This is a genomic window from Streptomyces sp. CB00455, assembly GCF_001905445.1.
GTDB lineage: Bacteria > Actinomycetota > Actinomycetes > Streptomycetales > Streptomycetaceae > Streptomyces.
Genome location: NZ_LIVQ01000007.1, coordinates 10953 through 22834, shown reverse-complemented (window position 1 = coordinate 22834; position 11882 = coordinate 10953). Strand labels below are relative to the sequence as shown.

12 protein-coding genes and 1 pseudogene are annotated in these 11882 nt (G+C 73.0%); 5 read left to right on the top strand and 8 right to left on the bottom strand.

The annotated features are described in order from the left end of the window. Nucleotides 1-81 precede the first annotated feature (81 nt). On the top strand, nt 82-672 hold the full coding sequence (locus tag AMK16_RS25345) for a TetR/AcrR family transcriptional regulator (RefSeq protein ID WP_073919668.1): 591 nt from the start codon (nt 82-84) through the stop codon (nt 670-672). A 142-nt stretch (nt 673-814) separates the two neighbouring features. Here the strand turns inward: AMK16_RS25345 and AMK16_RS25340 are convergent, their stop codons facing one another. Both AMK16_RS25340 and AMK16_RS35905 read right to left on the bottom strand, forming a co-directional pair. After that, nucleotides 815-1198 (bottom strand): YciI family protein, encoded by a 384-nt coding sequence (locus AMK16_RS25340; protein WP_242438937.1) that lies wholly within the window; start codon nt 1196-1198, stop codon nt 815-817. Between the two features lie 49 nt (nt 1199-1247). After that, the gene (locus tag AMK16_RS35905; RefSeq protein ID WP_143196863.1) at nt 1248-1658 is read right to left on the bottom strand and encodes a hypothetical protein; all 411 of its coding nucleotides are present in this window, start codon (nt 1656-1658) and stop codon (nt 1248-1250) included. 168 nt (nt 1659-1826) lie between these two features. Here AMK16_RS35905 and AMK16_RS25335 point away from each other — a divergent pair, with 168 nt between their 5' ends. After that, on the top strand, nt 1827-2444 hold the full coding sequence (locus AMK16_RS25335) for a TOPRIM nucleotidyl transferase/hydrolase domain-containing protein (RefSeq protein ID WP_073919667.1): 618 nt from the start codon (nt 1827-1829) through the stop codon (nt 2442-2444). Here the strand turns inward: AMK16_RS25335 and AMK16_RS37495 are convergent. Beyond that, nucleotides 2431-2822 (bottom strand): annotated as a pseudogene (locus AMK16_RS37495) (alpha/beta fold hydrolase); the annotation flags it as partial. The gene AMK16_RS25335 and the pseudogene AMK16_RS37495 sit on opposite strands and share 14 nt — an antisense overlap. A 12-nt stretch (nt 2823-2834) precedes the next feature. Beyond that, a complete protein-coding gene (locus AMK16_RS25325; RefSeq protein ID WP_073919666.1) occupies nt 2835-4028 on the bottom strand; it encodes a cytochrome P450 in 1194 nt (397 codons plus the stop codon). Nucleotides 4029-4133: 105 nt separating this feature from the next. Between AMK16_RS25325 and AMK16_RS25320 the strand changes: the two genes are divergently transcribed. After that, nucleotides 4134-4787, top strand: coding sequence for a TetR/AcrR family transcriptional regulator (locus AMK16_RS25320; RefSeq protein WP_073919665.1), 654 nt, complete (start codon nt 4134-4136; stop codon nt 4785-4787). Between the two features lie 213 nt (nt 4788-5000). Here the strand turns inward: AMK16_RS25320 and AMK16_RS25315 are convergent, their stop codons facing one another. From AMK16_RS25315 to AMK16_RS25300, 4 genes are all read right to left on the bottom strand, one after another. Next, nucleotides 5001-5402 carry a cofilin family protein gene (locus AMK16_RS25315; protein ID WP_073919664.1) on the bottom strand — a complete coding sequence of 134 codons (402 nt, stop codon included), beginning with the start codon at nt 5400-5402 and terminating at the stop codon, nt 5001-5003. Between the two features lie 327 nt (nt 5403-5729). After that, nucleotides 5730-7271, bottom strand: coding sequence for a N,N-dimethylformamidase beta subunit family domain-containing protein (locus AMK16_RS25310; protein ID WP_338014474.1), 1542 nt, complete (start codon nt 7269-7271; stop codon nt 5730-5732). A 310-nt stretch (nt 7272-7581) separates the two neighbouring features. Further along, nucleotides 7582-8433, bottom strand: coding sequence for a DUF2382 domain-containing protein (locus AMK16_RS25305; RefSeq protein WP_073919662.1), 852 nt, complete (start codon nt 8431-8433; stop codon nt 7582-7584). Nucleotides 8434-8712: 279 nt separating this feature from the next. Next, on the bottom strand, nt 8713-9486 hold the full coding sequence (locus AMK16_RS25300; RefSeq protein WP_073919661.1) for a hypothetical protein: 774 nt from the start codon (nt 9484-9486) through the stop codon (nt 8713-8715). Between the two features lie 186 nt (nt 9487-9672). Between AMK16_RS25300 and AMK16_RS25295 the strand changes: the two genes are divergently transcribed. Continuing rightward, on the top strand, nt 9673-10416 hold the full coding sequence (locus tag AMK16_RS25295; RefSeq protein WP_158071239.1) for a maleylpyruvate isomerase family mycothiol-dependent enzyme: 744 nt from the start codon (nt 9673-9675) through the stop codon (nt 10414-10416). A 315-nt stretch (nt 10417-10731) separates the two neighbouring features. Then, nucleotides 10732-11882, top strand: a 1151-nt coding sequence (locus AMK16_RS37490) for a peroxidase family protein (RefSeq protein ID WP_338014473.1), incomplete at its 3' end; no start/stop codon positions are given.

The following is an 11882-nucleotide window of genomic DNA, read 5'->3' as shown; positions in this document are numbered from 1 at the left end:
AGATCCAAAAACGGTGTCCTAGGCTTTAGGCGACGAGGACCGCGAAGATCCACCGATACAAAACCGAGGACGCCTCCCCCGATGAGCCCGAAGCAGCAACGCGGCGAAGCCACCGTCGAACAGGTCCTGGACGCGGCGCTCCGCCTCTATGCCGAGTCGGGAGAGGCCGGTCTCACGCTCGGCACCATCACCAAAGCCAGCGGGGTCAGTTCCGGAAGCATCTACCACCACTTCGGGAGTCTGGACGGCGTGGTCTCCGCTCTCGCTCAGCGCTCCCTGGGAAAAATGCTGCAGACACTCGTGTCGGCGTTGGTCCGGGCGACCGACGCCCGTTCCGGTATCCAGGCCGTTGTCCTGGCCTACCTGGACCACGCCCAGGCCCACCCGGACGCGGCCCGTCTCATGCACTCCGTCACCGCGGATCGGGAATCCATGGCCCACGCGGGGCAGCTCCGGGACTCCCAGGAAGCCCGGCTGACACCGATCGCCCACTGGATCCACGCACACCGGGAATCCGGGGAACTCGCCGAACTCTCGACCCCGATGATCGAATCCCTCGTCATGGGGCCGGTCGTCGGCGCCGTCCGCCGCTGGCTGACCGTAGGGGACCTCGATCTGAACGAAGCGGCCGACGCGCTGCCCGAACACATCTGGCGGTCGGTCCGCCGCTAGCCCGTGCCGATGCCCGATGCCGATGCCGATGCCACTGCCACTGGCACCGGCGCCGGCACCACCGCCGGCCGGGACCTTGCGACCGCTGTCGCCACCGACCCGCCTCGCGTTGCGGAGAGGCCCGCTGCCGCGGCCGGTCGGCTCACGCCTGCGGCGGGCCCTCGGGGATCGGGTGCACCTCGACCGGGTCGCTGCCGGGCTTTCCGCCGGGGCCGGGGCACGCCGACGCCCGTGCGGCGATCTCCAGGGCCCGCTCCTCGCTCTTGACGTCGACCACCCAGTACCCGGCCAGGATGTGTCCCGCCTGGGCCGGCCCCTCCGTCACGTGTGGCCGTCCGTCGCTGCCGGCCCGCACCGTTTTGACCAGGGCGGGACCGCCGAGGCCCTGCCCCTCCACCCATTCGCCGGCGGCGGTGAGGTCGTCGTTGAGCGCGCTCATGTGGGCGAACACGGCCTCCATGTCGTCCTGGGAGTACGAGGACATGACGGCGTCCCACTGGGCGGCCGGCACGTTCATCTGGATCATGTACTTCACGCTTCTCACCCTTTCCGGGGCGGCCGCGGACTTTCCGGGCCTACGAGGAGGCAGACGGCCGGGCGCCGGAGAACTCATCGGTGTCCTCGCCCCGGCCGACGGCGGCGGCCGCGCTGCGGAGGTACGCCGCCTCCACGGGGGTGGCAGCCCAGCCCGTGGCCCGCGCCGCGGCCACCTCGGCAACGGACAGGCCGTACAGCTCGCGCAGCAGGCGAAGCGGAATGCCGTGGGCCCCGCCGACCGGCAGCGCCACCGTGCCCTCGTCGGCGATGATCAGCCCACGCACGTCCTGCGGCGGCACGCCCCAGCCACCGCGGCAGGCCTGGAAGACGTAGCGGGAACATGAGGACGACGAGTCCCAGCGCAGCCGTCCCCCGGTGACGCGCTGCACCACCTCGCTGACACAGTCCTCGCAGGGCTCGCAGTGCAGCATCACGTGGTCGTCTGCCATGTGCGCATCATGCGGCACGACCTGCGGAGCCGTCGACCGACATGGCCGCCGAGCACCGGGCCGGTGATCGAACGGGGCCGCGGCCACGGGGCGGGTCTTCCACAGTTCCCGGGCGGAGCCCTGGAATATTCCTCGCCGTTCCGGGCGGCAGACGGGCAGACTCGCTGCATGGCGGACATGCGCGCGTTCCGGGAAGCGGTCGGCCGCTGGGCCGTCGGGGGCCCTGGCGGGCCGGCGAGCGAGCTCGCCGTGCACCTGGGGCTGCGGACGGCGGTCCTGCTGGAAGGGCCGAGCGACCTGGCGGCCGTCGAGGCACTGGCCGCACGGCGTGGCCGGGACCTGGCCGCCGAAGGGGTGTGCGTCGTCCCGATGGGCGGGGCGATGAGTGTCGGTCGCTATGCCGGCCTCCTCGGACCGCCCGGCCTCGGCCTGCGCCTGACGGGGCTGTGCGACGAAGGCGAACGGCGCTTCTACGACCGCGCACTGGAGCGGGCCCGGGCGCCGCTGCCGGGCTTCTTCGTGTGCGTGGCGGACCTGGAGGACGAACTCATCCGCACGCTGGGCACACCGCGGGTGGAGGAGATCATCGAGGGCGAGGACGACCGGCGCGCCTGGCAGACCTTTCTGCGCCAGCCCGCCCAGCACGGCCGGCCCCGGCAGCAGCAGTTGCGCCGCTTCCTCGGCACGAAGAAGGGTCGAAAGATCCGCTACGGCCGTCTCCTGGTGGAGGCGCTCGACCCCGGGCAGGTACCGGCTCCGCTCGGCGGCCTCCTCACGAGCGTGTGACCGGCGCGCGCCGCGGCGCAGGCACCGCCCCTGACCGCTGACCCGGCAGGCACTGCGTGGTACGCGCTCCAGCTGCCGCGTGGGGTGCACGAGCAGACTGCGCCTGCCCATGATCAGGTGGAACGGCGTCCGGATCGAGCCCAGTTTGTCGTCCGCGAGCGGCAGCGGCGCGGGACGGCGGATCCGGAAGGCGTGCACGCCGCCCTGGATCCACGCGTGCAGCTCGGGAACGACGATGACGGGCTGTACCAGCCAGGCGGCGAGCCGCGGGCGCAGCGCTCGGGGCACATGGGTGGCGAAGAGACGGGCGAAGATCCAGACGAAGAACCGCGGCCATGCCCGACCCCGGGCACTGGCCGGGACCGACGCGCACCGTCCATGTCACGGCGGTCACCACCCGATCGGCATGACGCGCGGCCCGCGCACCAGCATCTGCGTCTTCCACGTGACGTCGCCGACGACTTTGAGACCGGGAAAGCGCAGGAGGAGGGCGCCGAGGGCTTCCTGGAGTTCCATGCGGGCCAGCTGCGCCCCCAGGCAGTGGTGGACGCCGTGGCCGAAACCGAGGTGCTGGTTGGCCGGGCGTTCGACGTCGAGGACCCCGGGGGCGGTGAAGCGCAGTGCGTCGCGGTTGGCGGCGCCGGTCGCGACCAGCAGCGGGTCCCCGGCCCTGACGAGGGTGCCGCCGACCTCGATGTCCTCGGTGGCGTACCGGGCCTGCCCGGCCCCGCTGCCGAGCGGCACGAAACGCAGCAGCTCCTCCACCGCCCGTCCGATCAGGCCGGGGTTCTGCCGCAGCAGCGCGAGCTGGTCCGGGTGGTCGAGGAGGGTGAGGACGAAGTTGGGGATCTGGGACGCCGTCGTCTCGTGCCCGGCCACCAGGACCGCCACGCACAGGTCGATGAGCTCCAGCTCGGAAAGCCGGTCGTCGTCGCCGTCCCGGGCCTCGATGAGCGCCGTCATCAGGTCGTCCTGCGGGTCCCGGCGGTGCAGTTCGATCAACTCCGCCATGTAGGAACGCAGTTCCTCGCGGCTGGCGTGGAACTCCTCGGCCGTGAGGGAGCTGGTCGACAGCGCGGCGTCGCTCCACACCCGAAAGCGCGGGCGGTCCGCCACCGGCACCCCCAGCAGCCGGCAGATCACGGCCACCGGGATGGGCAGCGCGTAGCGGTCGACGAGGTCGACCGGTGGCCCGGCCGCCTCCAGCTCGTCGAGCAGCCCGGCGGTGAGCGCGCGTACCCGGGGCCGCAGCTTCTCGACCTGGCGAACGGTGAACGCCTTGGCCACCAGGGACCGGAGCCTGGTGTGGTCGGGCGGGTCCATGCCGAGGATCCCGCTGTCGGTACGGCCCTCGGACTGGCGGGGCTCGTCGCGGGTGCTGCCCGCCGCACGGCTGAAACGCGCGTCGCCCAGCACGAGGCGGGCGTCCGCGTAGCGGGTGACCAGCCAGGCCGGCTCACCGTACGGCATCTGCACGCGCAAGAGGCCGGGCCGGTCGCGCACACGCTCGTACTCCTCGGCGAGCCCGAGTCCCTCGGCGGTGTTGAAGGGGTAGGCGAGGGGGGTGGTGCCGGTGGTCGTCATTGCGGCCTCCCTGGATGTAAGCAGCTGCTTGCAACGTAGGACCAGCCATCCGGCCGGTCAACGACGCCTCGTGGCGGTTATCCTGACGGACCGTCGGAGAGGACCATGAGCGTGGACGAATCCCCCCGCCCCCCGCAGCCCGCGGAGCGGCCGAGGAACGCCGCGGGCACGCGTCTCAGGCTGCTCGAAGCCGCCGCTGACCTGTTCGCCGAAAGGGGCTACGAACGCACCACGGTCCGGGCGATAGCCGAGCGCGTCGGGGCCAACCAGGCGCTTCTCTTCCGCTACTTCGGCTCCAAGCACAGGCTCCTGACCGAGGTCGTCGCCCGGGGCGATCTGGAGCAGCTGCGCGCGACCGCGCCGCAGGACCTCTTCGAGACCGCGCTGCGCTCGCTGCTCACGCGCAGCGCGGCGGGAGCCGACCGCTCGCAGGAGGTGTACCTGAGGTCCGTCGGGCGTGGGGACGAGGCGAGCGGGACCTTGCGGGAGCTGGGCGGGGAGTACCAGAAGGTGCTGGCCGGCCTGTCCCCCTCCGGCGACGGCGCCCTGCGAGCCGACCTGGCCATGGCCTGGCTGCTGGGCATCGGCCTGATGCGGACGGTCGCCGCCCGCGAACCCCTCGCCGGCGCCGACCCGGAGACGGTCTGCCGGCTGGTGCTGGCCACCCTCGACGGTTTCTGGACCATGCCGGTGGACGGACCGCGAGACCGGTCGGCGGGCGGCGGCGCCGGAGGGCCGGACGGACCGGAGACGGACTGAAGGGGGTTGGCGCGGCCTCCTGGTGCGCTCCGAGGCCCGCCGGTCGCCGTGGCGTCGGACCGGCAGCCGCGGGGGCGCCGCGGCGAACCAGGCGGCCGCCGTTGTGGCGGCGGCGCCCGGCGCACACTTCGCGGCACCACCCGATGCCATCGCGATGACGGCCACGGTCTCGGCAGTCAGCCGGGCCGGCTGGCGGGTGAGCTGGTCAACCGGTCAACCGGTCAGGGCGACGAGCCGTCGGTAAGCCAGCTCCTCCTTCGCCTTGGCCGTGTGGTGGACGTGCACGCCCGTGAGGAACGCCTTCAGGTCGCGGAAGCCGAGTGTGTAGGGCTCCTCTTGTCCGTCCGCCGCCGGTGGCACCCACAGGATCAGCAACCGCTCGTGCCTGCGCATGCCCTCCCGGGTCGCGAAGGACAGCTCGTGCACGATCAGGCGCGGCTCGTCCGGGGGCAGGGCCTCCAGCAGCTCGTCATGGGTCAGGTTCCCCTCCAACTCCACGGCCAGGACGCGGGGTGTGTCTGCGTGACGGAGGATCACGGTGTTGACCTCCCGCCTGTCCTTCAGGCGCTGGAGGGCGCCGGCACCTTCCTCAGACAGGCCGATCGGGCTGCTCACGTAGGTCTCGCTTTCGGTTGCGGGCCGGGACCTGAAATCAACGACGCAGACCTGCCGAGGATGCGACGCGCGTACCGGACCCACTGCCGGCTTCGGATGCCGGACGGCGACGGTTCGCCCCGGGCGCCGACGGCGTGGTCCGGGGCGAACCGTTTGCCTTCCCGTGTCAGGGCACGGGAGCTCGCACCTCCTGGAACGGAGGCTCCGGGAAAGGAAGTACCGGACGAAGCATGGTGGGAGCGCTCCCACCATGCTCCTGGAGGGGGCGAGAGGTCAAGATGCGCGGGCCGGGGAAGCAGGGCGAGGCGGCCCCGGGGCGGAGCGTCCTCATCCCCCTGCACCGGCGGCCAGGTTGTCCTCGGCCGGGTTGGTCCGCCCGGCCGGCCCCCGTGCGAACGCCCGCAGGACGTTGGCGGTGACCGTGCGCGTGAACTGCCCGGCCCGGGCGTCCAGGCCGTGGTTGGCCTTGCCGCCACCGGGCCCGCTCGCGTCCAGGGCCTCGACCCAGCGCATGGTGCCCGTCGCGAAGACCGCGGCGCCGCCCGGCAGGGACAGGTAGGCCGTGTCCGCGTACGAGGCCCGGCCCTTGCAGACCACCGGGGAATGCGCGAGGACCTCGATCGGGCGCGGCGTCGGGAAGGCCGGGTTCACGCGGTCGAACTCGACCCCCACCAGGTGCGGGAAGGAGTCACCGGCCCGCGCCCCGGTACCGGCCAGGAGCCAGTGGTCCGGGTGGGTCACCACATAGGGGGCGTCGACCGGGTAGCCGTCGTACATCACGCCGAGCAGCGAGCTCTCCGGGTCGGGGGCGGGCGCGCGCCGGAAGTCGTTCGTGGGCGCGGAGCCCTGCTGGAAGCCGGGGTCCTGGGCGTAGTCGCCCTTGTAGCAGACGACGATGCGGTCCGGCCCCGCCGGGGAGGCGGCGAAGCGGACCCGGCGGTAGCAGCAGTTGGCGCCGAGCACGGCCAGGTTCGTCCCCGCGTCGCGCGCCCGGGTGACGTGGCGGCGCTGCTCGGGACTCCAGTACTCGTCGTGGCCCGGTGAGACCAGCGCGGCGGCCCCGCTCAGGAAGCCCGGGTCGCGGGCCACGTCCAGCCCCGTCGCGTACGCCAGGGGGAGGCCCAGACGCTCGGCGAGGGCGATCAGGGGCGCCTCGAACACCAGGAACTGCCCGGCCCCCCGTCTGTTGGCGTACGGGCGGTCGAAGGAGACCTGGAGGGAGCGCGATCCGCTCCTGCCCGTCGGCCCCCGGTAGAGGTCGGCGCCGCCCCACCGGTTGTACGCCTGCCAGGTGGCCACGGCGTTGACCAGGACCGTGCGGCCGGCGGCCGAGGAGGACCGGACGGTGACCGGCACGTAGCGCTGGGCCTGCCCGTCCCGGGTGTCCAGGCGCAGCAGGTAACAACCCTCCGGCCACCCGGAGGTGTCCACCCGCGCCGTCGGCTCCCAGGCGGCGTGCGCCATGCGGGTGCCGGGATCGATCCTGGCCGGCGGTTGCCGCATGCCGGGCAGGGCGGCCGACCGCCAGACCAGTCGGGCCCGGGCGCCGCCGTACCAGCCCATCCGGTAGGCCGAGACGGTGTAGGACGGCGAGGTCGTGGAGACCCGCAGGGCGAGCGGCTCGCCGGCGCGGACGCTGACCCGGTCGGCGTAGCCCTCGACGGCGCGCGCCGGACCGGTCCGGGTGATCCGCCAGTCGGGAGAGCCGGGCAGCGCGTTCTCCGCGCGTACGTCGAGCCCGCCGCTCCCCCCGGGTCCGGAGCCTGAGGCGTCCCCGCCGCTGGGGCCTGAGGCGGTTTCCGCCGCCGCGGCCGTCTTCAAACCGGAGGGCCACGAGGCGAGCGCGGCGGCGGCAATCCCCAGCACCACCCGGCGGCGCCCGGGCCCTTTGCGGCATCCTCCGGTCCCGCTCGGCTCGCCCGTCTGCGCCACGACATCACCCCGGAAGTCCGAACCGTCTGGGTGCCCGTTCTACCCGTGACAGCCGGCACTCCCCCGCGCGCCACGGCGGGGCAGCGGCCCAGGTGGCGCCAGAAGAGCGACCGGGAGGGTTCCTTCACCCGTCCGGCGCGGCGGCGGCCGGCGAGCGGGCCGGGCCTTCCCACAGGCCCCCCGCGGCAGAGGAACGCCCGGCCGGGGGCAGAAGCCGCCGGCCGGGCGCGGGAGGGGCTGTGTCGCGTCAGCGGCGGGGGGCCTTCCGGCCCTCACCGCGGCGGGAGTCCTTGCCCTCCTCGTAGCGGACCTGTTCCTTGCGGATGGTGTCCGAGACTTCCTGCTGCTCCGTGACCTTGTCCGTCTCCATGCGCACGCGCTCGACGGGCACGGCCTCCTTGCGCGTCACCGCGCGCTCGGCGTGGAGGGTCACCTCCGTCTGCGCCCCGCCGATGCCGCCCCGTACGCGCTCGCCCTCGCGGACGGGCTCGCGCACGACCCGGACCTCCTCGTGGCTGACGGGGACGGTGGTGGTGACGTTCTCGGTGACGACGACCTTCTTCAGGCGGGCGCGGCCGACTTCCTCGGTGGTGGTGCCCGCGTGCAGCCGCTCCTCCGAGCGGATCAGCTCGTCCTTGCCGCGGCCTTCACTCCGCTCGTCGACGTACGTCCCCGTGGCGATGCCGGGTGCGTCCACGGCGGTGCGGTGCCCCTTGCCGTTGCCATTGCCATTCCCCTTGGCCTTGCCGTTGCCCTTGGCCTTGCCGTTGCCGTCGGAACCGGCCAGGCCGTAGTGCTGGTAGAGCCTGTGCTCCTCGGCGGCGTCCAGGTGCTGGTCGGCGTCGACGCGCGGGGCGTCCTTGACGACGTCCTTGACGTGCGGGACGTGCAGGGCCCGGCCGTCGCTGCGGGCACCCGCGAGGGGGACGAAGGACTCCTTCATCCCGAACCAGCCGGTCTTGACGGTGACCCACTCGGGCCGCCCGGTCGCGTCGTCGCGGTACACCTGCCCGATGCTGCCGATCTTCTCGCCCTCGGCGTCGTAGGCCGTCAGGGTCATCAGCTGCTCGGTGTTCAGGAAACCGTTTCCAGCGCTCATCGGTGAATCCTCCAGTGCGGTACGGCACGCGACGCGCGGCGACCTCGATGTCCCGCGCTCATCCCGTGCCCCTCCCCAACACCGCGCCCCGATCGGGTCCGCCGCAACTCGACGGCGGGCCCGGGGAGGGCGCACCGGCCGCCCCGGGACCGTGCTGCCGTGGCGTACCGGCAGGATGACGCCCTGCTACGGCATTGCTCCGAACGGGGCCCGTGGCGGCAGGCTTTCCCAGAGGAAAGCGAGAGGGCGCCGCTCGTGCTGTGAACCTTTCCGGTCACATCACTGAGCGCGCAGTTCGCCGATGTGCCGCTGGAGCGTCAGGATGTCCGTCATCGTGTAGAGCCCCTGCGCGGGACCGGGTTCGCCGCCGCGGGGCCCTTGTCCGTGCGCGGCCGCCACCGCCCGCACCTGGTGGGCCGGGTCGGGGAGGTACGTCAGCCCGTCGACCAGGAAACGTGCGCGGCCGCCCGGCCGGGCCGCCTCGCGGCCCGCCAGGTCCGCGAGCGCGGGCGGACGGGTGAAGGTGCCGCAGTAGAACTCGATCACCGGTGCCTCGTTCAGCCCGGTCACCTGCCACACGTACGCGGCGTGGAACGCGCCGTCCAGCTCGATCGACAGGACGTCGCCGACGCGCAGGAACGTGAGGGACCGGGCTGAGGCCGGGCGCCGGGACAGCGGGGCGGGCGGCGTGCCCAGCAGCTGCTTGATGTCCTCGGACCGGCGCTCGAACGCGTCGGAGAGCACCACTGCGCGGTTCAGCGCGTCCACCGCCGCGACCGCCTGGGCGGTGACGGCGGCGTCCTGGAAGCCGTACTTGTGCAGCAGCGTCGCGAGCGCCACCCGGACCACGTCCTTGGTGGCGGGGCGCACCTCCTCGGAGTCGAGCAGGCAGCGCCACCGGGCGAGCACCGGGGGGATCACCCTATGGGCGAGTTCCTCGTGCGAGAGGCCCGGCAGGAGCATCTGCCCGCCCACCCAGCGCGCCAGTTCCTCGTCCAGCGCCCGGACGTGCCCGCGCGCCGCCAGTTTGTCCAACACCTGCTGGTGCCGCATGCCGCTCCCCGCCCCGCCCGCCCCGTCGTTTCGATGACGACCAGGCTACTCACCGCCCGTCCCGTCCCCGGCGGGGTGGGGGCCGCTCACCGCAGGAGAGCGGGCAGTGGGCCGGTGGACCTGCCGTTCGGGCGTTCGTGGCGCGTGCACGGCGTCAGGTCGCGGGCGCGGGGAAGGAGATGCGCCATGAGTGCATCCCGCCCCACCGCCCACCGTGCGGACCCCGCCGAACTGCTCCCCCTCCTGACGCCCTCGGCCGATGCCGTGCTGCGCACCGCGGGCGCCCTGACCGACCCTCAGGTGCACGCACCCAGTGCGCTCCCCGGCTGGACCCGCGCGCACGTGCTGACCCACCTCGCGCGCGCCGCCGATTCCCGCGTACGGCTGCTGACCGCCGCCCGCACCGGCGCCGACCTGGAGCAGTACCCGGACGAGGCGACCCGGGACCGTGAGATCGAAGAAGGTGCGCGCCGCGGCGCCGGGGCCATCCGCAGCGACCTGGACGCCTCGCTGCGGCGGGTCCTGGGGGCGATCGCCGATCACCCGGGAGACAAGTGGGACGTGGAGGTCAGTTGGCTCGGCGGGGGCCTGCGGCCGGCGCGGGGCGTCCTGTGGAGCCTGCTGCGGGAGCTGGAGGTCCACCACGTCGACCTGGCCGCCGGTCACACCCCGGCGCAGTGGCCGGACGCCTTCGTGGCCCGGGAGACGCGCCGGACGCTCGGGCGGCTGCTGCACGACCCGGCGATGCCGCCGCTGCGGCTGCGGGTGGAGGGGGATCCGGCGGTCCATTCCTTCGGTGACGGCCGCGGTCCGCTGGTGAGCGGCCCGGCGGCCGAGGTCCTGGCCTGGCTGGCCGGTCGCACGGACGGGAGCGCCCTCACGGTCGAGCCGCCCGGCGACCTGCCCCCGCTTCCGGACTGGAAGCGGTGAAGCGTGCCGGGACCGGGCGGCGCGGCGCCACCGGGCTCGGGTCGCCGGCGCCCGCGCCGTGCAGGACCGCTCCGGGAGGAACACGCGCTGCCCGGCCGCGTCGATGATGTGGCGCGCGTCACCGGTGCGTGAGGATGGGAATCTCGCCGGCCGTCCGGTCTCGCGTTGCTGCCGCGGTTCTGGGAAGGCGTATCGAGTCGGCGGGCTCCAGGGCGTGCCACGAGTGCGGTCCCCGCGCTCGGTGCCACCAAGGCGACCGGCGTCAGGAGAAGGCAGCCGACAGCAGGAAGCACCGAGACAGGAAGAAGGACTGACGTGTCCGGCAGCGACAGCGAGAACCCGGTAATCCCCTCCCCGACCCCCACGTCGACCCGGCCAAGGACGAACCGGGACTGGTGGCCGAACCAACTGGACCTGCAGGTTCTTCACCAGCACTCGCCCCGCTCCAATCCGATGGACGAGCACTTCGACTACGCCGAGCAGTTCGCGTCGCTCGATGTCGACGCGCTGAAGCGGGACGTCTTCGAGGTGATGACGGCCTCTCAGGACTGGTGGCCGGCCGACTACGGCCACTACGGGCCGCTTTTCATCCGGATGAGCTGGCATTCCGCCGGGACGTACCGCATCGCCGACGGCCGGGGTGGCGGCGGCAGCGGCGCCCAGCGCTTCGCGCCCCTCAACAGCTGGCCGGACAACGCGAGCCTCGACAAGGCGCGCCGCCTGCTGTGGCCGGTCAAGCAGAAGTACGGCTCGAAGATCTCCTGGGCCGACCTCCTGGTGTTCGCCGGCAACTGCGCCATGGAGTCGATGGGGTTCAAGACGTTCGGGTTCGGCTTCGGCCGTGAGGACATCTGGGAGCCCGAGGAGATCTTCTGGGGGCCGGAGGACACCTGGCTCGGCGATGAGCGCTACAGCGGCGACGACCGGGAACTGACGGGCCCGTTCGGTGCCGTGCAGATGGGCCTGATCTACGTCAATCCCGAGGGGCCCAACGGCAATCCGGATCCGCTGGCCGCCGCCAGGGACATCCGCGAGACCTTCGGGCGCATGGCGATGAACGACGAGGAGACGGCCGCACTCATCGTCGGCGGGCACACCTTCGGCAAGTGCCACGGCGCCGTCGGTCCCGAGTACATCGGTCCGGAGCCCGAGGCCTGTCCCGTCGAGCAGCAGGGCCTCGGCTGGCGCAACACCTGCGGCAGCGGCGCGGGTGTCCACACGCTCACCAGCGGGCTGGAGGGGGCGTGGACCTCCGAGCCGACGAAGTGGGACAACGGGTACCTGGACAACCTCTTCAGGTACGACTGGGAGCTGACGACGAGCCCGGCGGGCGCCAAGCAGTGGACCCCCAAGGACCCGTCGGCGCAGGGCACCGTGCCGGACGCCCATGATCCGTCGAAGAGGCACGCTCCCATGATGCTGACGACCGACCTGGCGCTGCGGGTGGACCCGGTCTACGGGCCGAT